This is a genomic window from Patescibacteria group bacterium, from assembly GCA_041650895.1.
Lineage (GTDB): Bacteria > Patescibacteriota > Patescibacteriia > 2-01-FULL-39-33 > 2-01-FULL-39-33 > CAISTG01.
In genome coordinates this window covers 125,013-149,425 of the sequence record JBAZKF010000001.1, presented here as the reverse complement: position 1 = coordinate 149,425, position 24,413 = coordinate 125,013, and the positions used below count along the sequence as shown (strand labels likewise).

The window sequence follows — 24,413 nt, the reverse complement described above, 5'->3', positions numbered from 1 at the left end:
TTACTCCTTGATTTTTTCAATTTTGGCGCCTAATGCCCGCAGGCGGCCGATCGGATCCTGATAGCCTCGTTCAACTTGATAAATATTGTCAATCGTAGTTTTCCCTTGGGCGGCAAGGCCGGCTAAGACTAAGGCCATACCGGCGCGCAGGTCAGGCGATTCCAGTTTTTTGCCGTGTAAAGTTGTCGGCCCGGAGACAATTACTCGATGAGGGTCGCACATAATAATGTTAGCTCCCATGGCATTAAGCTTGTCGGTATAAAACAGCCGGCCTTCATAAATTACTTCATGGATCAAAGATAATCCTTCGCCTTGAGTCATAAGCACGGTAAAAGGCGCTTGCAGGTCGGTAGGAAAACCCGGATACTCATGGGTGCGTAATTCCACCGCTTTTACTTTGCTGCGTTTGGTTTTGATGTAATTTTCTCCCACATCCAATTTGGCTCCGGCTTTTTCCAGTGTGGCTAGAACCACGTCCAAGTGCTTGGGCTCGCAATTAGTGATTGTAATTTCACTGCCAGTCAGAAGTCCCATGATGACGAAAGTTCCCGCTTCAATGCGGTCGGGGATTAGTTGGCATTTGCCGCCGCTGATTTTTTTTACACCTTCAATTGTGATAACTGGCGTGCCGGCGCCGGTGATTTTGGCGCCGCAGGAATTAAGGTAATCAGCCAAAGCCGGGATTTCCGGTTCCATGGCCGCGTTAATGATTTGCGTGACGCCTTCAGCTAAAGTTGCAGTCATCATCAGTGACTCAGTGGCGGTAACAGCTATCCAAGGCATGACGATTTTAGCACCGATTAATTTTTTGGCGTGTAGGGTGTAGTGGTTTTCGTTTTCTTCAATTTTGGCTCCTAAAGCTTTGAAGCCGGCAAGAAACATATCAATCGGACGTTTGCCAATGACGCAGCCTCCGGGATGCGCCATGGTCACTTTGCCGAAGCGCGCCAGAAGCGGCCCGGCCAGCATAACCGAAGATCTGAGACGTTTGACCAGCTCGGCCGACGGTTCTGATTTATTGACGCCTGACGGATCAATTATTAGGCGGCCTTCGCTCCGTTCAATTTTGGCGCCGATATCTTCCAAAAGCTCCAGCATGTGCGTTACGTCTTCAATCGCCGGTACATTAGTCAGCTCGCATGGTTCGGAGGAGAGGATGCTGGCGGCCAGCATTTTGCCTACTTGATTCTTGGCGCCGGGGACGCTAATTTCGCCGGACAATCTATGCCCGCCTTCGATGATGTATTTTTCCATATAAAATAAGTATTTATTAGTTTAATAATAACATTATTGAGCATTTAAAGCAAATATATTGGCTAAATTATCATATTTTTTTATCTAAATTTAGATATTATAAACCATACACCAGAAGTCATGTTTTATATTGTGGATAACTATCTTGACAAAATAATTAATGTGTGATATAATTACATATTGAATTTATGTCTAATTTGAACGGTTTTTGCCTGTTTTTAATCGGATGTATAGACGGTTAAAGTCAGAGTTAACCGCTCAACTTAAAAGTTAGCGGCGTACCTAAAAATTGAATACTTTAAAGTAGGGAGATAAAATTTGACGGCCCAACGGTCGTTCTCTCCATTGTCGGAGAGAACTCAAATTTCTCTCATGATTAATGGAGGATAAGATATTGATCTCTTTAGTTAATCCATCAACCCTGCCGGTCGCGGCTCGTGAAGCAGAGATTACTGAGTTGGTTTTGGATAACCCGGTGGTTATTATTACGGCGAAGACCGGCTCCGGTAAAACCACCTTAATACCGCCAATGTTTTGGCGGGCCGGATTCAAAGTGGTATGCACTGTGCCACGGCGTTTCCTTGCTCGTTCGGTCGCGTGTTATGTGGCGCGACAGAATGGTTGCAAGTTAGGCGGGGAAATTGGTTACCGTACCGGATTTGAACGGAATTGCTCCGCAGATACCAGATTGCTGTATAGCACTGATGGAGCGGAGTCGATTCGTGAGATCGTCTTTGACTGGCAACCGGAAGTCTTGATTATTGACGAGGTCCATGAGTGGGGCGTGGAGACCGAGGCCTTGGTGGCCTGGGCCAAAAAGCGCCTGAAGGAAGGAGCTAATTTTCGTTTGGTCATTATGTCAGCAACGCTTGAAGCTGAGCGCTTGTCGGAATATTTTGACAATGCGCCCGTATTGAGCGTTGAAGGCAGGTTGTTTCCGGTAGTGGATCGTCCCATGACAACAGGGTCAATTGAAGAAGAAGCGGCACTGTTAGTCAAGGAGGGCCGCACTATCAAGTTGTTCCAGCCCGGTAAAAGGGAAGTTTATGATTGTATTGATCGATTGCGCCAAATGGGCGTTGATACTGATGCGGTAATTCTACCCCTCCATGGGGACTTGCCCCCGGAGGAACAAGATTTGGTTTTTGTGGATTACGGCAAACCGAAAATTATCGTAACCACTAATATAGCTGAATCCGGGGTCACAGTACCCGGAATTAACGGGGTACTTGATACGCAATTGGAAAAGCGCATCGAAACCAAGGATGGCGTAGAGGGGCTTTATCTACGCCGTATTTCCAAGGCTCAAGTCGATCAACGCAGGGGACGAGCCGGTAGGGACTCGGAAGGGGTATATATCAATTGTTATAGCGGTTGGGAGGACCAAGAAGATTTTCCCAAGGCGGAGATTGAGCGGGTTCGTCTGGATCAACTCATCCTACGCCTGGCCTGCCATGGTATTAATGTGATGGAGTTGGAATTCTTCCATCAGCCGAACAGATCTGCTATGGCCGAGTCTTATCGGACTCTGCGAATTCTGGGAGCAGTAATGGCTGATGGCACGGCGTCGTCGCTGGGTGAATTAATATCCCGGTGGCCGGTTTCTGTGAACTCAGCAAAATCATTAGTGTTGGCAAAGAAAGTCGGCCAGTTGCCGGCCATGCGTCGTATTGTTGCTTGTAGGGAGGTGGGCGGAATCCAGTCGCGGGTCAAGGATAGCTGGATAAAGTTGCCGCCTTACGTCGGGATTTCTGACGCGGTTGCGCAATATCATTATTGCTGTTTCGCAGACGGTTTACGGAAGGATCCACAGACGTTCTCTGACCATGGACTGTCTTTGAAGCATTATCGGCGCGTTCAAGAGATAGAGCGCAAACTGCAATATCTGTCGGCTGATGACAGGGGACAGAACAAATCTCCCGACATTAACGATGACCTAATGGCCGAGCTGGTGGTTAGCGGCATGTTGGACAAGCTTCACATGGTTTCTGATGGTCTTAGCGCCAAAGTCAGCACTGGCCGAGAAAGTTATCCCATGTATGGGTTTGAACAGAGGCAGTTGAGCAACCGTTCGGTCATCTCGAGTTCGTCGTCCGGCCAATTAGTGGTCGGGGAACCGGTCGACCTCACCGTGAAAGGACGGTTCGACCTCCCAAAGATATTGAAGCTCCTGACTATGGCGACGATCATCAGTGACCCGCAGATAGTCGTGCGCCATGCTCCGCATTGCGCGAAGATCCAACGTTACAATTGGCGTTGGGAATCTAACAGTATTTCGTGTTCGTTGGTTTTGACTTTGGAGGATGCTCGTTTTGAGTTGCCCGATCGCCAGTATATGAGCTTTGACGAGCTCAAGGCGCTGGTTGACTCCGGCGAGATGACCGAAGCCGAGTTTGAGGAAATCTGTTGTTTGGTCGCTCGGAGAATCACTGAGCCGGCAGAAGCTGAAGGCTTGCCGCCGGAGATTGGGAGCAAAGTCAAACTGCGTAGCGAACCGAAGGTTACGGTGACCATGGGCGCATCACGGTTTGGAAGGACGACGCCGCCTCCGGCCTCGAGTACTTTCGGTACGAGTTTCGCTGATCTGCTTCAGCACTGAATCTTAGCACTTTCGCGAGGCCTGGGAATTTCCCCCGGCCTCTTTTTCTTGACATTTTTCGCCTATTTGCTATAATTAGAACATATTCCGCAGAAAGTGGGCGGGGGAGATACAAAACCCCGATAAGTCCTGCCGAGGAAATTAGCCTATTTTGGCTATTTATTGCTGCGGAAACGCAGTTTTTTTATTTATATAAACAGTATAAAAATATGCCAAAAACCAAATCACAAAAAGCGGTTATTTTGCAAAACTTGGAAGACAAGTTGGCCAAAATGAAAGCCGCCGTCATGTTTAACTTTTCCGGTATTGAGGTTAAGGAACTTAACAAGTTGCGAGAAAAATGCCGTGAGGAAGGCATTGACTACTTGGTGGCCAAAAAGACTTTGTTAAAGAAGGCCTTGGGTGAACAAAAAATGAAAGAAGTAGCAGAAAAAGAATTTTCAGGCGAGATCGCCACTTTGTTTTCTTACGAAGACGAAGTCGCGCCAGCCAGAATCTTGGCTACTTTTGCCAAGGACCATGATAAAATTCAATTTGCCGGTGGCATCTTTGAGAGTCAATATATTGATGCCGTCAAAGTCAAAGAGTTATCCAGAATTCCTTCCCGTCAGGTGTTATTGGGCAAACTTGTCGGCTGTATTGCCAACCCGATGTCCGGTATCGCCCGCGTTTTGAACGCCATTAAAGAGAGCAAAGAAAAAGAAGCCGTTTAAACTATATAATAATAAACTAAACAAATCATATGTCTGAAGAAAAAAACATCGTTGTTCCCGAGAAGTTCAAGGCTCTCGTTGAACAAATTGAAAAGTTATCCGTTATTGACTTGGCCGAATTGGTCAAAGTTTTGGAAGAGAAATTCGGCGTTTCTGCCGCTGCCCCGGTCATGATGGCCGCCGCTGGCGCTGCTCCCGCCGCTGAAGAAAAAGACAGTTTTGACGTTGAGTTGACCGCCGCTGGCGCTCAGAAGATCAATGTCATTAAGGCTGTCCGTACCATTACCAATTTGGGTTTGAAAGAAGCCAAGGACTTGGTTGATGGTGCTCCGAAGATGGTCAAAGAAGGTGCGAAGAAGGAAGAAGCCGAGAAGATTAAGAAAGAATTGGAAGAAGCCGGCGCTACCGTTACCTTGAAATAATTTTTTCCAAATAAAAACACACTCAGTGAAATGGGTGTGTTTTTTGTTTATGTTTTTTTGTCTTTAAAGATTATTATCATTAAAATGACGGATTTAGAAATCCCAGTTGATCTGATAAATCTTACCGTCAAACAGTACCCAGAATTTTTTGTCTTTGGCCGAACCGACAAAAGACGCGCCGTCAGCGATGAACGGCCCAGTGTACTGGCGTTTGAGGACATTTTTGTCGTCCAAGACCACTAATCGTCCGACCGTCGTATCCAATAAATACTGATAAACGCCATCCTTGACTGATTGGCTGATAGTAGAGGAGGCGATAGGCGGTTCCAGGGTCAAAGATTTAAGATCGGTTTTAATATTAAAATAATCCTTGCTCGGCTTGAACTTTATAGCCGCCATACTGGCCAAAGTCAGCTTATAGGAGGAGTTGTCACCGGTAATGACAATCAGGCTCTTGTCATCAACGGCCGATAGTTTCTTGGCATTCGTGACGGTAGAAGTGGCGGTGGTCCATTGCCAGGCGCCGGAATCCAAACGATAGAATTTGGCGTCGCTATTATTAAATACCCAGAAATATTTGCCGGTTTTGGCCAAGCCGATAATATCGGCCGAAGGATTGCTGAGCTTTAGGTCAATTGTCGGCTTGAGGTCGGCCAGGTTGATTTCTTTTCCTAAAACGCGCCGGACATCATCTATTTTTTGTTTTAAGTTATTTATTGTGGACTGATTAGATCGCTTGACGGGGATTGTTTTTAGTAATTCGTCAGCTTGAGCCAGGGAAGCGTAAGCGCCTTTTTCGTCGTTAAAAATATTTTGCGCTTCGGCATTATCCACTAAGCTTTGTATCTGGTTGCCGATTTTGCCAACGGGCGAGGTTTGAGGCGAGTTCAGCTCTGAAGATCTGCCGATCCAAACCACGCTTTGGCTGAAAATTAACAGCAAAAGCAGAGCGGCGACAAGTGAGCCTTTTTGCCAGATGCTCAGGTTGAGGAAGTTTTCAATCATTCCATTGATCCAAGCATTGATTTTTTGCGCTAGCCAACCTGAACTAAATCTTTCTTGCCAATTGAGCGATGATCGGGGACGTGGTTGTTCTATGGCATCTTGCGCCACTTCGCTTTGCATCGGTTCGGGCGCCGACATAAATTCATCGGTTGTCAGATCTTTATTGAGAATCTCTCCTTGAGTCGGCCGTTTCGGTTCAATGGTATTGATGATGCGTTTGGCTTTGGCGGCGCGTCCGGCAATGATTTTGTTGGCCAATAAATTGTAGCCGGTATGAAGTTTCCGTCCCAGCCAGACCAAAGTAATGTTGAGCCCCCGTCCCAGCCAGACCAGGGAAATCTTAAAATATTTGAATAACAAAAAGAAAAATTTTTGCCAGGCCGGCATCAGCGATGGCGTCAGATATTGTTCGGTTCGTACCTGTGTGATAAGCAGGCGGTCCAGAGAAGATTGAGTTTTGCTTTCTCCCGGAGATGTTTGTCCTGGGCCGGCCGGACGGGGGTTATCAACTCGCATCCGATCAAATTGATATGGTGTTTTTGTCGGTGCCACAGTTTCGGCAGTTTCGGCGGTTGCGGCTTCGGTTGTGGCGGTCATCGCCGTAGCGGCTGTCGGGGCAATCAGTTGGAAATCGGCCGATTTAAGCAAAACCGAATAGTAATTGGATTTTAATGGTTGGGAATGAAGAGTCGCCTCCAGTTTTTTTATGCCTTCCTCGGCGGGCGCCAAAGCCAGCATTTCGCCCAAGTCGTTTTGCGACATTAGCGACAGGAATTCATTATTGCATACCATTAGAGTATCGCGTTCCGTAATCTCACCGGAGATAATATTGGAAAAAACTTTTTCCGGTTCCGGCTTGGGTCGTTCTTCGCCCGTGTCTAAAATATTTAAAATCAGCAGACTGCCGTTTTTTTTCTGGCGGAAAAACAGGGCTTGAGAGCGGCCGGTGTGGCTTAAGAAGATTTTGTTGCCCAAAGACAAACCCATGACAATCCGCAGGTTCCTCAGATCAATCGGATAAATAGATTCGCTTACAGCCGTGCTAATGCGGCGGTTGGCTCTGGCTAAAGCTTCCTCAAAACGTCTTTCCGGCTTTTTATCGTCAAATGGGGGCAAGTAATATTCGGTTTTCAGATCGCCGATGGCGTCCAGTACTCGGTCAATGAAAATATCATTCAAATTGTAGATTTCTACAATGCCAAAAATCACGCCTAGCCGGTTAATTAGGGTTTTCTCCGGCTTGACGACAAAAGCGCTGCCGATGATGTTAGCGTCGGCTTCCATAGCCAATCGGGCTGTTGTCAGATTTTTTCCTTCCATTTAGGCGAGAAAATTCAGAATTTTCTTAAATTTAGCCCTTTACATTATGATAGTAATATTATACAATATACATATCTTAATATCAAGCTACGAGACCAGTTTTATGTTAGAAAAACTATTCGGTTCCAAAACTAGGGTCCTCTTGCTCAAGCTTTTCCTGAATAACCCCAATCAACCCTATTTCGTCCGCGAATTAGCGCGTAATTTGGATTCCCACCTTAATGCTATCCGACGTGAGCTGGAAAATCTGCAAGATTTGCAGATTGTTAGCTGTTTTGACAAGTTGGAGAAAGTAGAAGGGCAAGCCAGCGACAATCGTAAATATTATCAGCTCAATCCCGACTTCCCGTTTATTGAGGAGTTACGTTCCGTTTTGGTTAAATCACACTTACTGATGGAAAGGGCGTTGGTGGGCAAAGTGGAAAAGCTGGGTAATATTGATTTGTTTTTGCTGTCAGGACTATTTGTCGGTCGCGATGACGCTCCGGCTGATATGCTGATTGTCGGCGGTGCCAATCGCGCCAAGCTGGCTCGGCTGGTGGCGGCCTTTGAACGCGAAGTCGGCCGCGCTATCAATTACACCGTGCTCAGCAAAAGCGACTACACTTACCGTCGCGCACTGGCTGATCGTTTTTTGTTTGATTTGTTAGAAAACAAAAATATCATTTTAATTGATCGCTTTCATAAAGAAGATACAGAGAAAAATTAAATCCGGTTGAAATGGCGATCATGAATAACTTTTATGCTTAGGAAATTATTTTTAATTTTACCGATCGTACTATTGGCTTCCCTGGCTTTTTTGGTTTTGCCTGTAGCGGCTTCGGCCGTTGACTTGGTCAAGCCTGAGGTCAGGATTTTTAATTGGCGCGGAATTTTGCAGAAGAGCTTTATGGTGTTCGGCGACGGTTATGCCGGCAGTATTGACTTGGCGGCGGCCAAGGGTGGGCAGGAAGAACCGATTATTGTCGTATCGGCCGGTGGCAATAATCAGCCGTTAGTGGAAGAATACGGAGTTGACGGCATCAAACGATATGAATTTTTGGCTTACGCCGAGACGTTTCGTGGCGGAGTTTATGTGTCGGCCGCCGATTTGGACGCTGACGGACATATAGAAGTCGTTACCGGCGCCGGCTACACGGGCGGTCCGCATGTCCGGGTGTGGCGGGGCGATCAGCCTCAATATTCTTTCTTTCCTTTTGATAGTGACACTCGCAAGGGTGTCAGAGTACTGGCCGGGGATTTGGGTCGCGATAATCAATCGGAGATCATGGCTTTAAGCAATTACAATGCTCCGGCTGAAATATTATTTCTGGGCAATGACGGTCACCAGATCAGAAGCTTCAAGCCTAATTGGCTGGCTGATTATTTTTCCGGCCTTAATGCCGTAGTGGGGGATTTTAACGGCGATGGCCTTAAGGAGTTTGCTTTGGCCGGCGGTTCGGGCAATCCGGCCGAGGTGTATATTTTGGATCAGGATAATAAAATAATTTCTACTATTACTGTTGGCGATGCTAATTACCATGGTGGGTTTAATCTGGCGGCCGGAGACGTTAATGGCGACGGCAGGGATGAGTTAGTTGTGGGATTAAGTTTCAACGGCAGCGATTGGGTGAGCGTCTATGATTTTTCCGGCAAGCGCCTAAGCGATTTTATGGCTTATGGCTGGGACGGGTTTGACCGGGGAGTGAAGGTAGCTATGACCGATACTAATAATGATGGCGTGGCGGAAATAATTACTGTGCCGGAACGTATTGGCGAACTCAAAAGCCGGTCTTATAAATTCATTACCGTCAATTTAGCTGATCAATTGTTGACCTATTGGCAGGACGGCAAATGGCTGGGCGACTTTCTGGTATCAACAGGCAAGGCCAGCACGCCGACTCCGACAGGGGAGTATAACATCTATTTGAAGCGCCCCAAAGTTACTATGAGCTGGTATTACGGGCCCTCTAACCCCTGGAATTACTTCTTGCCCAATGTGCCTTGGGTCGCCTCGTTTAAAGGCCCTTACACCATCCATGGCACTTATTGGCATAGTAATTTTGGCCATCCCATGAGTCATGGCTGTGTCAACATGAAAACGCCCGAAGCCAAGATTATTTATGATTGGGTGGATATCGGCACGCCGGTGATTATTTATTAAGTGGGATAGTAGCGGTTCGTAGAACAATCAATATTTACACATTATACGAAAACAATTCTTATAATAGATAGTTAGCTGAAATTAAATGAATATTTTATGGTGATTGAAGGAAAAGAAAATAATATTGGAAGATCTAATGAACAATATAAATTACGTTTAAAATACTAGATGTTTTAATAAAAGAATTGTCATAAAAATATTTATCAAACATCAGATAACACGGCATGTCTGCAAGGGCAAAAGTTACATTTCGCCATTCTATTAGAAAAATAAAGGTAGTGGCACAACTTCAGATAAGCCGAAACATTAGATGTAATAAATTATTATTTTGTTAAAGTTATTTAGAATGAAAATTATTTCTGAAAATTTTTTTGGCAAGGAAAGAAAAAACGATTCTTTTGAAGTTGTTGAAAAAACAATATTAGAAAGACTTGATTCTCTTGGAATCAATTACAAGTATTCAAAAAATCAAGACGGTAGACTAACTTATATATTTTTGAATGTGCAAGAGGCGGGTAACGGTGCTTTTTATCTTGACGCAAAAGACAAAAGAATTGCATTTTTTTCATTTCATTATGATGGTGGTAAATTTAAGCACCCCGAAGATAAACACGAAGTTTCTTCTGATGAGTTACTTGGGTATGCAAATGAAAGATTCTCGGATGTTGATGAGATTATTTATAGTTGCTGTTATCCTGATGATGTAAGAAGAATTGTTCAAAAACCATTACTTATTATTGGGTCAGGCCCTTCTGAGTACAGGACTGTGTATAATAGCAGAAATCATTCGATTACTATTTCCCCAGTTGAATAATTTTAAGAAAATTAAAATTTACATCCGACAACGTGGCGCATCTGGCTACGGCCCAATAAGAAACAATTTTTTAGCTTCTGCCCAAATTAACTTTTGTTACTCCTTCACTATGTTACAGGGTTAATCAAGTTAACATCAGATACGTCGGTATGTTATTGGAAATATTGCTCTTTAAAACAAATATTTTTAGGAAACTACCAACTAAAGAGGAGGTGAAACATGGACGAGTCGAGAATTGGTTATTCATCAGAATGGAGAAACCGTAAACTTGACGCAGACGTAGTCAGATTAAACTTCAAAAGTCTTGATGATGCTCACAAAGTAGAACACCCAGAAGAAGTTGATGGTATACTCCACCAGCAGTGGGTAAGGCGCGACCTTTTGGGTATGCCAAAGCGATGGGAAAATAACGGCCTAACACTTGTAATCCCGAAAGAGGCTCTGGATCGTGTCATGGAGGAACTCATTGTTTTCAAAATCGACTTCACCGTTATTTGAACTAGCTCATTGATTTTAGGGGGAGGCATTACTTCTTCCCCGTTTCCTAAAAGTATTTGTTTTATTGACTTGTTAGCCAATATTCTGCCTGCTGGCAAAATAAAAAAGCAGTTTTAAGTCATACTTGGGACTCGGACAGGTTTCTTTTGTTCCCAGGCTTTATTCCTGGGGAGTATTCTGGGGCGTGGTTTTATCCCATATTCCATTCTGTGGGTAAATGGTGTTTACACATGGTCCTACATGCCCTCTACGCAAATTACATGCAAAATTTTTATCAGGACTAGTAGAGCCACAGAGTACCACGCCACAACTGCAATGAGGATCTAAATTCTCTCCAAACTCGTGCCTATGTTGATCCATCGCTTTTCTCCTTTTCTGGCTGTACTACTCCTATCGCATTGTTTCGTAACTTATAATTGATAAATTAGCGCATAATTATTATTTTGTTAATACTTGAAGTAAAAATAGCTAGAATAAGGTAATGTTTTTGAGTCTATTTCTATTGTCAATTAATAACTAAAACTTTTATTAATAACTCAAATCCTATGTCATTAATACCGGCGTTAGTGATAAAAGCAATTTTTTGGGCGATTATTTTGTTATTTTTGTTTGTATTGGCCTGGGGAGTGGTTATGTTGTTTAGGAAGATATTGGGCCGAGAGCAAAACATAAAGATTAATAATATTTGGCTAATCGCCTGTATTCTATCTTTCTTGTTGGGTATCGGTATTTTGATTTTAACGGTTGTTGCCGTAGGCGCATTGGTTAATGTCGGATGATTATTTGTGCCACATTATGACGAAACGTCAGCTTTTAATTATTAAATTAATTTAAATCGCTATGGAAACCCTACGTCTGGAACCCCTACCTCATCATGAAGTAAAACCTAAAAATTATGACTTTTTAATAAAGTAAAATTAAGAGTTGGCCTTTAATTTTTTTTATTAATAACTCAAATCCTATGTCATTAGAAAAAAACAAAGTAATCAATCAGTTAATCTATTGGTTACCCAGGATTTTGGGGTTGCTGTTTGTCGGCTTTCTGGCCCTGTTTTCTTTGGATATCTTCTCTATGGGGCTGCGATTTTGGCCGACGGTACTCGGCCTGTTGATACACAATATCCCGGCCTTAATCCTTTTGGCGATCATTATCGTTTCTTGGAAATACGAGATAGTCGGCGGGATTGTTTTTGTCCTGTTTGGACTGACATACATTGCCATGGTGCTTAACAACCCTTTCGAGTGGTATATGTTGTTCTGGATGTTGGAAATTTCCGGCGGGGCGTTTTTAGTGGGGATCTTGTTTTTGGTTAATTGGCGTCGGAGAAAGAGGCAGAAGCTGATTAACGATTAATGCAATAAAATTTTAACTATGATTCTTATTATTAACACGACTCCCGCCGATCATTTTGAGTTGTTTTTAGCGCGCAATCGCGATGACTTCAAGCGCAAAAAGGTGACGGGCAAATTTCATCATTCGGAAAAATTGGTGCCGGCTATCGCCGCTTATTTAACAGCCAATAAGATTGCCTGGGACAAATTAAGGGGGATTGGCGTGGTCGTCGGGCCCGGCGGGTTTACTTCGGTGCGTATCGGCGTGGCCGTAGCCAATGCTTTGGCCTTTGGCCGTAATTTGCCTATTGCCGGCGTTAAGGTTGACGAGTTTTCTTCGGCCAGGGAGTTGGTGACTAAGATACAGGAACGGCTTAAGGGGGTCAAACCGTCGCAAATCGTGTTGCCTTACTATGATCGCGAACCCAATATTACTAAGGCAAAAGCCAAATAATCGGCCAGTTGTGGATAAGTTTTTTAGTTAATTTTCATTAAGCAAAAAAGTTATCCACCGCCTGAAAAATATTAAAAAATATTACTTAAAAATAGCTAAAATTGGCTATTTTTTTATTGCAATAAAATGTTGAATTGTGGTTGCTTGGTGGTGCTAAGTGGTGTATAATTATATCAGAGTGGTGAAATGTGGTGAAATATAATTAGCAAAAACCACAATTGAGAAAGTTTTTATTTATGTTCATCGGTCAATACAATCATAACTTGGACGACAAGGGACGCGTTGCTGTGCCCGCTAAGTTTCGTCCTGAACTCAAGAAAGCCGTTGTAACCAAGGGGTTGGATAACTGCTTGTTTCTGTATCCGCAGAAGGAATGGCAGAAGATGGCTGAAGGTATTGCTGATCTGCCCATAGACAAATCCGGCAATCGCGCCTTTTCCCGTTCCATGTTGGCGGGCGCCGCCGAAGTGGAATTTGACAAGCAAGGACGTATAATTCTTCCCGACTATTTGCGTCGTTTCGCCGGTTTGAGTAAAAACGTGGTTATTGCCGGACTGTATAACCGTTTGGAAATTTGGGATGAAGCCAGGTGGAACAGTTATCAGGCGGAAACAGAAAAGAGCTACAACGAGATCGCCGAAGCCTTGCATGATCTCAAATCATAATCATTAACAATCAGCATTAATCATAAGTCATAAGCCACATACTGTGGCTACCAGTTATGCCCTCCATTCATGAACCGGTTTTGCTTAAGGAAGTCTTGCACTATCTTAATCCTCAGCCGGGCGACAACTTTATTGATTGCACTTTTGGCGGCGGCGGTCACTCTCTGGCGATTTTGGAACTGATCAAGCCTGGAGGCAAGGTATTGGGGATTGACTGGGATGCCGAAACGATTCAAGACAGCGCCAATGGAAATCTTATTTTGGTTAATAATAATTATCGCAACTTAAAAAGAATTGTCAGCGAGATTCCGGACCTCGGTTCGATTAAAGGCATTTTGTTGGACTTGGGGCTTTCGTCCGATCAGTTGGCCGATGATGAGCGCGGTTTCAGCTTCCGGTCAACGGGCGCGTTGGACTTGCGTTTTAATCCGACGGCCGGCCAAAGCGCCGCCGAATTGATCAACAATTCAAGCGAAGCGGAATTAATCAGGATTTTTACCGATTATGGCGAAGAGCCGTTGGCTAAGCCGATCGCGCGCGAGATAATCGCCACGCGTCAGCAGGGCCTGAAAATAGAAACAGTAGAAACCTTGGTGGAAGTCGTTTCCGGCATTTACCAGAAAAAATTCAAGACGCCGTCCAAAAAGCATCCGGCTACGCGAGTCTTTCAGGCCTTGCGCATAGCGGTCAATGATGAATTCGGCAATATTGTTGCCACTTTGCCTCAGGCCATTGATCTCTTGTCGTCGGGCGGACGATTAGCCGTTATTTCCTTTCATTCGGGCGAGGATCGCCTGGTCAAGAGATTTTTTAAAGACATGGCCGGCAGTGAGGCGCCACGAATCAAGATTATCACCCGAAAGCCGGTAGAAGCCGGGGCAGAGGAAACAGCCAACAATCCGCGGAGCCGCTCCGCCAAATTGAGAGTCGTAGAAAGAATTTAAAGTGCGGGCCATCGCTAATATTTAAATTTAAATTAAATATACAACCCTATGTGCAAATTTTGGAAAAAAGAAAAATGCAATCATCACTTTAAAGAACTTAAAACCAAAATTAACTGGCGTTTGCAGGTTTGGAATAGCTTGACGGGCAAACGTTCTCTAATAGGAATATATGTCGTAGCCGCGATTCTGGGCATTGTTTATTTGACTCAGACTAATTTGACCGCTACCATCGGTTATCAAATCAAAGATTTGGAAAATGGCATCACCAAACTGCAGTCAGAAAACGGGCGGTTGACCATTAATTACTTGAAATTGCAGTCCATGGATCAAATAACCGCCTCGGCCGTTGATTTTAACTTGGTCCCAGCCGGCAGTCCGGAAATCGTCATGGTAAGAACATCTAATCAGATAGCTAAACGTTAGCCAGTTCACGGTATTCGACGGATATGACAGTTTATCAGCATCCCAAAACCAAAGTTTCTGACAACCGCGGACGTATTACCGTACTGTCGGTTGTTTTTTTGATTGTCGGCGTTGTTTTGATGGGAAGATTGTTTGATGTGCAGATCCTGCGCGGCGCTTTTTATACCGCGCTGGCCGCCGACCAGCATGAAATCTACAAAAAATTATTCCCCGAACGCGGTTCCATCCTGGTTCAGGAGAAGACGGGCGATAAAAATATTTCTTATCCGTTGGTCACTAATCGTACGATGCACGTCATTTATGCCATACCCAAAGAAATAGTTGATGCCACCACTACCGCGGAGAAACTGCTTGAAATCCTAGGTTTGAGCGAAGATGACCGGCAAGCGGCTCAGGACTTAGCCGAACGGCTCCGTGGCAACGCCACCTCTACCGATTTTTCTGATTTGGACAAGTACGCCGAACAAACAATCAGAGATGCGACTAAGAACGAATTGATCAATGTTTTCAATCAAAAAGAAAAATCATATTTTTTAGTGCGGGAACGTTTGGAAGACAGTGTTTTTGAGATGTTGAAAGAATTGCAATTTAAAGGCATCGGTTTTAACGAAAAGAGTTATCGTTTTTATACGGAAAAATCTTTAGGCGGACAATTGTTCGGCTTTTTGGGCTACGACGGCAATGATCGTAGCGGTAAGTATGGTTTGGAAGGCTATTACGATCAGTTGCTGGCCGGCCGAGCCGGTGAAATTTTTTCCGAACAGGATGTTTTGGGCAATGTCATCGCTTTAGGTAAAAACTATCTAAGGGAAAAAGTGGATGGCGCCAATTTAATTTTGACTATTAACCGCCCCTTGCAATACCAAGCTTGTCAATCATTAAAGAAGTCTTTGGATCAGCACAAATCAAAAAGCGGTTCTATCATCGTGATGGATCCGTTCAGCGGAAAAATTCTGGCCATGTGCAGTTTTCCCGATTATGATCCTAACGAGTATAATAGGGTTGAAGATGCCTCAGTTTATAACGTTAAAGCGATTAATGACTCCTATGAGCCGGGTTCTATTTTTAAGGCTGTTACCATGGCCGCGGCCATTGATTCCGGCGCTGTTCTTCCGTCAACGACTTATACGGATACCGGCGTAGTGGACTATACCGATTATAAGATTAGGAATTTTGAAAATAAATCTTACGGTTTGTCCACCATGACCAATGTTCTGGAGTATTCCATCAATACCGGCGTAATCTTCGCCATGCGTCAAATGACGACCAAGGTTTTTACTCAATATGTTAAAGCTTTCGGTTTTGGCGATTTTACCGGCATTGATTTGTTTAAAGAAACTACCGGCAATATCTCCAACTTGAGTCGCAAAGGGGAAATAAATACGGCTACCGCTACCTTCGGCCAAGGCATCAGTGTGACGCCAATTCAGATGATTACTGCCTTTTCGGCGATTATAAACGGCGGCAAATTAATGAAACCGTACGTGGTTGATCAGATAGTTATTGACGGCCAAACCAAACAGATCCAACCGCAAGAAATCAAACAAGTGATTTCGCCCAAAACTTCTCTTCTGATGAAAGGCATGTTGGTGTCGGTGGTGGAGAACGGCCATGCCAAGAAAGCGCAGATTCCCGGTTGGCGCGTAGGCGGAAAAACCGGTACGGCGCAAGTGCCGGACATGCGCGGCGGTTATAAATCAGATGACAGCATTATCGGCTCCTTTGTCGGCTTTGCGCCGTTTGAGAACCCGCGCATTGCTATTTTTGTCCGTGTAGACGAGCCGATTGAGGGCCGGCTGGGCGAGACAGTGGCGGCGCCGGTTTTTACGGAGGTTGCCAAATTCGCTCTGGAGTATTATAATGTACCACACGACAAGTAGTCCATGATATGTTGTTTATATCCTGTATTAAGTGTTAATTCAAAGATAAATCGCAGATCCCGCTTAAATTATGAAATCTTTCTTGAAAAAAATCTTACAAAGAATATTATTTGTTTTGGCGCGAGCCGTCTTGAATAAATATGAGCCGAAAGTTATCGGCGTAACCGGTTCCATCGGTAAATCCTCAACCAAAGAGGCGATTTTTACCGTACTTAAGGACAAATTTCGTGTCCGGCAAAATATCAAGAATTATAATAATGAAATCGGTTTGCCGTTGACGATTTTGGGCGAGCTGTCGCCCGGTGGTAATTTGCTTGGCTGGCTGAAGCTGTTTTTTAATGCCGTTAAGCTGTGGGTGATTGATGACAAAACTTTTCCCGAGGCGTTGATTTTGGAAATGGGAGTTGATCGGCCGGGCGATATGGCGTATCTGGTCAGATTGGCGAAACCGGATATTGGCGTTATTACCAATATCGGCCCGGTGCATTTGGAATATTTTAAAACCATAGAAAACATCGCTCACGAGAAGGGAATATTGGTAGAACGATTGCGCGCCGGAGGCTGGGGGGTTTTAAACGCCGATAATGAACACACGGCTAAGTTAAAAAATAACGTTAAAGGCAGATTCTTGACTTACGGCTTTAGTTCCGAAGCGGCGGTGCGGGCGCATGACGTTACTCTGCTAAGCCAGAAAAACGATTTGCAAGGTGTTAGTTTTAAGCTGTCTTACGATGGCAAGGTGGTGCCGGTGTTTCTGCCTGAGGTTTTAGGCGAACATTTGATTTATGGCGCTTTGGCCGCAGTAGCGGTCGGCATAATCATGGGCTTGAATTTAGTGGAAATAACCGAGGCCCTGCAGAGTTTTCGTGCGCCTTCCGGACGCATGCGACTCATTGAAGGTGTCAGGGATTCATTGATTATTGATGATACTTATAATGCCAGTCCCGAACCGACGGTGGCGGCGGTTCAGGTGCTTGGTAAATTGCCGGCTAATGGGCGGAAAATCGCGGTATTGGGCGATATGCTGGAGCTGGGAGACTTTGAGGATAAGGGACATCGTTTAGTCGGTCAGACTGTGGCGCAGGAGGGAATTGACTTGCTGATCGTGGTCGGCGATAGGGTCAAAATTATCGCCGAGGCGGCCATAGAAGCCGGATTTAGTAGGAAGCATGTGATTAAATTTGTTGATAGCGAAGAAGCAGGTGACTATTTACTCAAAGAACTTAATGCCGGAGATCTGGTGCTGATCAAGGGGTCGCAAGGCATGCGTATGGAGAAAACGGTTAAGATTATTTTAGCTGATTTGTCCTTGGCTAAAGAATTATTAGTCAGGCAAGATGACAGTTGGCTGAAGTAATCATTGCGCATACAAACCACAGAAATAATACGGCTGAAAAAATATACGACTGAATTTATTATGAGAAATTTAACACGTAAATCAATTGATTTCGCTAAATTAGATACTTCAGAAATACCGCTTAATCCGAAACTAGATAGTTTTGTAGATGCGGGTTTTGGCACTATGTCAGAAAATGAGCTTGGCTCTGATTCGGTTGTGAGACTTTTGTCTAGTTGGGATGATCGCTTTGAGTTAGCGGATCTTAGGGATAATCTTAACGAGGCTCAAGAAATTTTTCAACGTTTGAGAGATCATTATCATGTCAAAATCGCTCCGTTCATTTTTGCGATTGGCAATGATAGTGAAGGGAAATTAGCCGCTTACGCGGTTGTTAATAAAGTAAATGGTATTAATTTGGATTTGTTGAAAAAAGATGATATTTCACCAAACGAAGCGGAGGTCTTGAGGCAAGATTTGATTGAAACATGGTCGGGGTTAGTTGATTATTATTTTGATTGTCTAGTCTCTGATCAAGAGTTATTCTGGGATGTTTTTCCAACCAAACAGTATGTTTATGGATGTATAGGCCAGGAAAAAGAGAAACACCCCTACATGATTGATATTGAAATTCGCATTAATAACCAGGATCATTTATCACGAGCGGCATTAAGTAGTCTGGTTTATGACGTTAAGGGAATCGAGGAAGATTTAGGGATAGATTTAAGTCCGGTAAAAGAAAAACTCAAATTAAAAATTTCTGAATTTCTGAAGCAGCCTAATCTGGTGGCGGATGCGAGTTTGAAGAATAATATGCGGGATTATTTGAATGAATTATAATCATTATGGAAAATAGAGAGAGCGTAAATTGGTATCGGGGACGCCTGCCAAGGAACGAGGGAGAGAATCAGGTTCCTTTGGCTAGGGTTGATTTTGTGCACTCAAGGTACAACGAATTGCATTTAGGAGAAATTAGACAAGGGTAAGATCAGGTGTTTGTTAGGGCGATGGCTTTTGACAGAGATACTGATAGTCAAGAAGCCGATGTTAGCAGGACCGTTGTTGAGCAGGCGCATATTGGCAATGATTTGTTTAGGGAATTGGCTGATGATTACCATGTTCGCTTGCCCAAAATGCAGTTTGTTGTCGGTAAGGATAATGCTAACAGGCCGGCGGTTTTTGTTCTGGCCAATAAGGTGGAAGGCCATAATTTATCCAAGTTAGTCGATGAAACAGACTCTACGCCATTGTCATCGGCTGATAAAAAAAGGCTTATTTCAGAATTTGATGATCTTATCCTTTCATTGGGCAGTTATTACTTTGATGTTATTAAATCAGGTGAATCCGGCAAAGAGTATTTATGCGATGTGGATAGTTTTTCTCAGTATATCTTCGGTCAGCAGAAGGGCGATTCAGTCAGCCATATATATTTAGTTGATCTTGATCCGCTTTTTGACAAAATTAATTCATCGTATGATTTTGTAAATGCTATTAATGATGTTGGTAATATTATTGCCGGTATTCCTGATTATGAAGAACGTTTTGGCGGCCGGCTGATAAAATCTCGGCAACGATTATTAGAGATAATAAGCGGATTGGTGCCGTTATTAGAGAAACACCCGTCTGTTGACAATTTTGTTCGCAGATAGCTATTAACGCTACTTGAACGTTGGCGTAATTTGTTATCTCGGCAGGACGATTATATAAAAAACACCTCATAGCTTGACCCGAGGTGTTTTTTAGCCGAAGTAATTTTATCGTGTTTTATATCCTGCTGTAATAGAATATGCCACGGTTTGAGGTGGAAGTCCATCGGAGATTATCACTATTGACAAAATATTTATGGTATGATATAATAAAGTGTCAACTAAACAGTCCATTAAAACCAATTAACGTAAACGATGTAAAAAGACCGGGCTAAGCCCAAGGAGACAAATAATGCCTAAAAAACGAGTAATACCTAAACAAACCATTCTTGATTTGACAGATTTGCAGGATTTGTCCGGTTGGCGTTTAGCCAGATGCTATGAAGTTCTTAGCAGTAAGCGCGAACACTCAGTATGCTTGGCCTGTGATTTTGATTCTCGGGGATTTTATGATGATTCAATTCTGGCCTCAATCGCCAGTTATGGCATCGGCTGGTGGGGCGGAGATGGGGTTGTCAGGGAGGTCCTTGTTTTGACTCAGGATGGCCGGAATGGTTTTATCCCGAATACTGCCGATTTTGTATGGCCTTCTGGGAAGAAGTCGGTTTCCGGCAGTTGTCCCTCCTTGATAGAAATTCTTTCAGAGAAAGAGATACCGCGATTGCGCGGTCATATAAAGAGGAATAGCCACCTTAAACATAGATTGACATCACTGGAAAGAGAGTTATTAGGCTTGTAGTACAAGCACAATCATGTTGTACATTAAAACGCCTCGCGGGCAAAGCCGTGAAGCGTTTTTTTATTTGTTTTGTTGTGTGGCCTCTTTATTTATTTGCCCATTCCCGGAATATTGAGTCCGCCCATTTGCGACATCTTGTTGGCCATGACGCGCTGGACTTTTTTGACGGCGTCATTGACCGCTTCTTTGACGGCCGTTTCCAGTTTGGTTTTATCGCCCACGATTTCCTGATCAATGACTACGGATTTGACTTCCTGATTACCATCCATGGAGATTTTCACTTTGCCCCAACCGCCTTGGCCTTCAATTGCTTCTTCAGCTAAGGCTTTTTTGATGGTGTTGGCTTGATTTTTTAAATCCTGAATGGCTTTGATTTTACTGAACATATAAGTTTGGTTAAGAGTTAAAAGTTATTAAAGTTAATTTTTTAGGTTTATTGGCTCTGTTTACCAGCAGACCATTGACTTTGCAGACTTTATAGCCGGTTATTGATTATAGCTTCTGTCTAAATTTTTAAATGATACAGTATTGCCTTCAAAATACAAATGCACCAGGCCGGTCGGGCCATTGCGGTGTTTGGCGACATGGATTTCCGCCGAGTGCTTTTCTTCTTCGGTTAAGGAATTGATGTCAAAATTCCTGTCGGAGGCCTTGCGATAAATAAACATAACCACATCCGCGTCCTGTTCAATGGAGCCGGATTCGCGCAAATGCGATAACTTAGGGATGGCCGGCTTATTCATTTCCACGGCGCGGGATAACTGGGATAGCGCCAAAACGGGGATATTGAGTTCGCGCGCCAAACCCTTAAGAGCGCGGGATATTTCGGCGATTTCTTGCACGCGGCTTTCCGATGATTGGCGGCTACCCGAACCCTCCATTAATTGCAAATAATCCAGGATGATCAAATCCAGTCCATGTTCAATTTGCAATCTTCGCGCCTTGGTGCGGAGTTCCATGACATTAGTGTTGGCAAAATCGTCAATAAAAATATTGCTTTCCGACAATTCGCTCATGGCGTGGCCGATACGGGGGAAATCTTCGCCGGCTTCGGATAGTCGGCCGGTACGCATCTTCCACATATCTACTCCTGCTTCGCCAGAAATCAAACGATCAACTAATTGCTCCTTGGACATTTCCAACGAGAAGATGCCGACGGATTTTTTGTGGCGGATGGCGGCGTTGCGGGCGATATCCAAGGCCAAAGCCGTCTTGCCGACCGAAGGGCGGGCGGCCAGAATAATCAAATCGGATTTTTGCAACCCCCCTAAAACGTTATCCATTTCAGTAAAGCCGGTGGGCAAACCGCGCAACTTGCCTTTCTCGCGATGCAATTCGTCAATGCGGTCAAAGGCGCCAGTCAGCACATCTTTGATGTGGGTGAATTTTTCTTTTAAGAATTTTTGCGAAACCGCGAAAACAGACTGCTCGGACTTGTCCAGGATTTCGTTGACTTCTTTGTCTTCTTGATAGCCCAGATCCAAAATATTGGAAGCGGCGGCAATCAGTCGGCGCAGGGTGGCTTTTTTCTGGATGATTTGCGCATAAGATACGACATGCGCCGCCGAAGGCACTTGGTTGGTCAGGGTAATCAGATAACTGCGTCCGCCAACCAGATCGATTTTACCCAATTCATTCAATCGGCTACTCAAACTTAAAATGTCAATCGGATCTTTGCGTTCAAACAATTCCAAAATGACAGAATAGATAATGCCGTGCGCCGTCTGGTAAAAATCTTCGGATGTGATGAGATCGGCGATTTTGATAATGGCATCCTTGTCAATCAATAAAGCGCCTAAAAGCGATTGCTCGGCTTCCAGGTTTTGCGGCGGCAGTTTGCGTAAGGAGTTGTCGGACATATTTGTCACCTTTAGGGCATTCAAGTCCCTTACATTTTACCTTAATTGTCCCACCTTGGCAAACCACCGGTTTTGAAGAGTTTTGGACAGTTTATGCACACGCCAAGGGGTATAACTTTATTAGGTCCAAAGGCTTGCTTTTTTGCCCACTTTGTTGTAATCTCTATCCAGACAATTAGACAGATTTTGTTTAATTCGCACTTTAAACAGTACTGAACAACAATAGAAAGGAGTAGGATTATGGGAAATAAAGTCGTTTCGCCTCCAATGTTCGGACCTTTGGTAGTCGGTCAAGAAGCTTTAACGGAATCGGATCTTCTGCAAAAGGCCATAGCCTTTAAGGGGTTGGAGTTTGGCTATTTATATTCGGATCGGCCGGGAGCGTCTTCCAAACCGATTAAAGAATATGTATTGGATAATAGATTGCTGGCGGTTTTGGCTTCCCTAGGGATTCGGCAGCAACTGCGTCCCGATTGCTATAATGAAATTTTTACTTTAGTGGATAATAATCCGCAAGAAAATAATTCGGATTTTTTGCCCAGCAATTGGTGGAATTTCCGCTTAGTGGAAGGTCAAAAGAGTAAATTTGATTTGCGAATTTCTTTGTGTGCTTCTTGTTTTATCCATTTTAAGAAGTGCGGGATTGTGTTATGGCCGACAGCAAACGGCTGTTATGTATCGGCAGGCGATCGTCTGCCTAACCGGCGCATGTTTGAAATATTAGTTGAGAGTGATGAATCTGCTCCGCCTATAGCCAAAGAGTTGGCTTCAAGTGATGGCGAAATCCTGGTAACTTGGGCTGATTTGGGTCTGACTGGTATCCGTGCTGTTAATAGCTTATTCGCAGAATTTTCCAATGGCCGGGCATTGATTGAGCAGTTAGCTCTTAGTGATCGTCTATTTAATCCGTCACCTTATTTGTCGTATTGGCAAAAGGTTCAATGGTTTGTAACAGAACCGGCTCAGCCAAAACTCCTTCAGGTTTGGAAGGAACAGCTCGACGGTTATCGTTCCTCCCTTTCCATTTGACTTTTGCTCATTTGAAACTTTTTGTTAGGGCCGGTTGCTTTATGGCGCCGGCTTTTTTTGTGTTAAAATTTTGTATTAAAAAAGCCTTCTTAATATTAAGAAGGCGGAAATTAAAAAGAGCTCCAGTTTGGCCGGAGCTCCGTAAGGTGCTTGTTTTGTTTTATATGTTTTGGATTTTGATACCACATCCCATAATATCAATGAACTCCCTGCAGATTCTGGGATTTTTCAGAGCATCGGCTGCGGCCATCATTTCATTCATACAAAGACTTTCTCCATCAGCGATTTTAGCAGTGGCGTCAATTAAATTGCTGATGTTCGGTTTATTTCGTACTTGTGCGTTGGGGTGGCAGAGACGAGCGATCGCCCTAATCATGCTTGGGCCGGATAAATCATTTTGGCTGATCATCCGATCCCACTCATTAAGGTCAAGAGTGGTAAAATGATGGACAAATCGCCGCATGCGTTGAAGGTGAATGTCGTCAAAGGCCCGGCGACCATCCTGATAATAAAAATCAACTCGACTGACCATGCCTGCGGCATGGATTATGCTCTCGTGCAGTTTTGGCGATGGCCTAAGTGGCGCCCAACGCCAGGCCTCATAAATCATGTATGACTCAGTGACGGGCAGATCGTTGAGGGGCCAACCATCGTACTCTTTACCGGCAAATAGTCTGACTGCTTTATAATGTCTTTTTTGGCCTATGATCTCAACCGAATTAATATTGCTTCTGGGGATGGCGATCAGCTTTTGGCCGTTGCGTTCCACCTCTTGCCAGCTAGCAGAAAATCTTTTGAATTTTTTATGAGCTTGTTGTTGTGTAAGTATGAAGCATCTTTCGCTTGATACTATATTCGGATAGAGCAGTATGCTTTCGGTAGCGTCATCATAGCCGAATATTCTCATTTCAATATCGGAAATATCGCAGTCATCTGCGAAACGGAAACGGATCGTGCCGTTATGGGTGAATCTTTCCATTGTTATCTTATTGCAGATTTCGCAACGATGACCATGGATACCGACTCCCACTGGGTTTATATAGGATCCGCACCAATTACATTTGACACATTCATGCACCAAGCTCGGCTTTATTCTGGCATACCAAGTGCCGGGAGAGGGGTAGCTTTCATTCTTGGAACAGTCCTCAATATCGTAGTATTGGCTTAGCCACTCAAAGAGCTTTCTTAATTTTCGCGGACCCTTGGCATAAAGTCCGCAGTTGGGTATTTCTACCACTCCTTTGATTTTTGGTAAAGTAATGGCATCGGGATTTTCTTTATTCGTCATTCATGCCTCCTATCCGATATAACAGTGTTTAGTTCTATGAGCGCAAGACG

The 24,413-nt window shown here is 44.1% G+C and carries 24 protein-coding genes; 19 read left to right on the top strand and 5 right to left on the bottom strand.

The window, feature by feature from the left end; all coding sequences use genetic code 11:
- The gene (gene murA, locus WC473_00775) at positions 1-1,254 is read right to left on the bottom strand and encodes a UDP-N-acetylglucosamine 1-carboxyvinyltransferase (protein MFA5124348.1); all 1,254 of its coding nucleotides are present in this window, start codon (positions 1,252-1,254) and stop codon (positions 1-3) included.
- Positions 1,255-1,633: 379 nt separating this feature from the next.
- Here murA and WC473_00770 point away from each other — a divergent pair, with 379 nt between their 5' ends.
- The 3 genes from WC473_00770 (at position 1,634) to rplL (ending at position 4,988) form a co-directional block, all read left to right on the top strand.
- Complete coding sequence (locus WC473_00770) at positions 1,634-3,853, top strand: helicase-related protein (protein ID MFA5124347.1); 2,220 nt, start codon at positions 1,634-1,636, stop codon at positions 3,851-3,853.
- A gap of 209 nt (positions 3,854-4,062) precedes the next feature.
- On the top strand, positions 4,063-4,566 hold the full coding sequence (gene rplJ, locus WC473_00765; protein MFA5124346.1) for a 50S ribosomal protein L10: 504 nt from the start codon (positions 4,063-4,065) through the stop codon (positions 4,564-4,566).
- 29 nt (positions 4,567-4,595) lie between these two features.
- Positions 4,596-4,988 carry a 50S ribosomal protein L7/L12 gene (gene rplL / locus WC473_00760; GenBank protein MFA5124345.1) on the top strand — a complete coding sequence of 131 codons (393 nt, stop codon included), beginning with the start codon at positions 4,596-4,598 and terminating at the stop codon, positions 4,986-4,988.
- Between the two features lie 93 nt (positions 4,989-5,081).
- On the opposite strand, the gene WC473_00755 is transcribed toward rplL, so the two are convergent.
- Positions 5,082-7,313: a hypothetical protein gene (locus WC473_00755; protein MFA5124344.1), complete on the bottom strand. Its 2,232-nt coding sequence runs from the start codon at positions 7,311-7,313 to the stop codon at positions 5,082-5,084.
- A gap of 103 nt (positions 7,314-7,416) precedes the next feature.
- Between WC473_00755 and WC473_00750 the strand changes: the two genes are divergently transcribed.
- The 15 genes from WC473_00750 (at position 7,417) to WC473_00680 (ending at position 20,187) form a co-directional block, all read left to right on the top strand.
- Positions 7,417-8,022 carry a hypothetical protein gene (locus tag WC473_00750; GenBank protein MFA5124343.1) on the top strand — a complete coding sequence of 202 codons (606 nt, stop codon included), beginning with the start codon at positions 7,417-7,419 and terminating at the stop codon, positions 8,020-8,022.
- A gap of 33 nt (positions 8,023-8,055) precedes the next feature.
- Positions 8,056-9,456: a L,D-transpeptidase family protein gene (locus tag WC473_00745; protein ID MFA5124342.1), complete on the top strand. Its 1,401-nt coding sequence runs from the start codon at positions 8,056-8,058 to the stop codon at positions 9,454-9,456.
- Positions 9,457-9,802: 346 nt separating this feature from the next.
- Entirely contained in the window at positions 9,803-10,270 is a 468-nt protein-coding gene (locus WC473_00740; GenBank protein MFA5124341.1) for a hypothetical protein, read from the top strand.
- 219 nt (positions 10,271-10,489) lie between these two features.
- A complete protein-coding gene (locus WC473_00735; GenBank protein MFA5124340.1) occupies positions 10,490-10,768 on the top strand; it encodes a hypothetical protein in 279 nt (92 codons plus the stop codon).
- A gap of 545 nt (positions 10,769-11,313) precedes the next feature.
- Positions 11,314-11,547, top strand: a complete 234-nt coding sequence (locus WC473_00730) for a hypothetical protein (protein MFA5124339.1) — start codon at positions 11,314-11,316, stop codon at positions 11,545-11,547.
- 182 nt (positions 11,548-11,729) lie between these two features.
- Positions 11,730-12,122, top strand: coding sequence for a hypothetical protein (locus tag WC473_00725; protein ID MFA5124338.1), 393 nt, complete (start codon positions 11,730-11,732; stop codon positions 12,120-12,122).
- A gap of 18 nt (positions 12,123-12,140) precedes the next feature.
- On the top strand, positions 12,141-12,554 hold the full coding sequence (gene tsaB / locus WC473_00720) for a tRNA (adenosine(37)-N6)-threonylcarbamoyltransferase complex dimerization subunit type 1 TsaB (GenBank protein MFA5124337.1): 414 nt from the start codon (positions 12,141-12,143) through the stop codon (positions 12,552-12,554).
- A 236-nt stretch (positions 12,555-12,790) separates the two neighbouring features.
- Positions 12,791-13,219: a division/cell wall cluster transcriptional repressor MraZ gene (mraZ, locus tag WC473_00715; GenBank protein ID MFA5124336.1), complete on the top strand. Its 429-nt coding sequence runs from the start codon at positions 12,791-12,793 to the stop codon at positions 13,217-13,219.
- Between the two features lie 56 nt (positions 13,220-13,275).
- Positions 13,276-14,163 (top strand): 16S rRNA (cytosine(1402)-N(4))-methyltransferase RsmH, encoded by an 888-nt coding sequence (gene rsmH / locus WC473_00710; protein MFA5124335.1) that lies wholly within the window; start codon positions 13,276-13,278, stop codon positions 14,161-14,163.
- Between the two features lie 48 nt (positions 14,164-14,211).
- A complete protein-coding gene (locus tag WC473_00705; protein ID MFA5124334.1) occupies positions 14,212-14,586 on the top strand; it encodes a hypothetical protein in 375 nt (124 codons plus the stop codon).
- 23 nt (positions 14,587-14,609) lie between these two features.
- The gene (locus WC473_00700) at positions 14,610-16,466 is read left to right on the top strand and encodes a penicillin-binding protein 2 (protein MFA5124333.1); all 1,857 of its coding nucleotides are present in this window, start codon (positions 14,610-14,612) and stop codon (positions 16,464-16,466) included.
- A gap of 70 nt (positions 16,467-16,536) precedes the next feature.
- Positions 16,537-17,823, top strand: coding sequence for a Mur ligase family protein (locus WC473_00695; protein MFA5124332.1), 1,287 nt, complete (start codon positions 16,537-16,539; stop codon positions 17,821-17,823).
- Positions 17,824-17,883: 60 nt separating this feature from the next.
- A complete protein-coding gene (locus WC473_00690; GenBank protein MFA5124331.1) occupies positions 17,884-18,642 on the top strand; it encodes a hypothetical protein in 759 nt (252 codons plus the stop codon).
- Positions 18,643-18,809: 167 nt separating this feature from the next.
- Entirely contained in the window at positions 18,810-19,451 is a 642-nt protein-coding gene (locus WC473_00685; protein MFA5124330.1) for a hypothetical protein, read from the top strand.
- Positions 19,452-19,740: 289 nt separating this feature from the next.
- Positions 19,741-20,187 (top strand): hypothetical protein, encoded by a 447-nt coding sequence (locus WC473_00680; GenBank protein MFA5124329.1) that lies wholly within the window; start codon positions 19,741-19,743, stop codon positions 20,185-20,187.
- An 89-nt stretch (positions 20,188-20,276) separates the two neighbouring features.
- Here the strand turns inward: WC473_00680 and WC473_00675 are convergent, their stop codons facing one another.
- On the bottom strand, positions 20,277-20,573 hold the full coding sequence (locus tag WC473_00675; GenBank protein MFA5124328.1) for a YbaB/EbfC family nucleoid-associated protein: 297 nt from the start codon (positions 20,571-20,573) through the stop codon (positions 20,277-20,279).
- 99 nt (positions 20,574-20,672) lie between these two features.
- A complete protein-coding gene (dnaB, locus tag WC473_00670; protein MFA5124327.1) occupies positions 20,673-22,046 on the bottom strand; it encodes a replicative DNA helicase in 1,374 nt (457 codons plus the stop codon).
- A 240-nt stretch (positions 22,047-22,286) separates the two neighbouring features.
- On the opposite strand from dnaB, the gene WC473_00665 reads away from it, so the two are divergent.
- Complete coding sequence (locus tag WC473_00665; GenBank protein ID MFA5124326.1) at positions 22,287-23,075, top strand: hypothetical protein; 789 nt, start codon at positions 22,287-22,289, stop codon at positions 23,073-23,075.
- Between the two features lie 160 nt (positions 23,076-23,235).
- Here WC473_00665 and WC473_00660 read toward each other — a convergent pair whose 3' ends face one another.
- Positions 23,236-24,363 carry a hypothetical protein gene (locus WC473_00660; GenBank protein MFA5124325.1) on the bottom strand — a complete coding sequence of 376 codons (1,128 nt, stop codon included), beginning with the start codon at positions 24,361-24,363 and terminating at the stop codon, positions 23,236-23,238.
- Between the last annotated feature and the right edge of the window lie 50 nt (positions 24,364-24,413).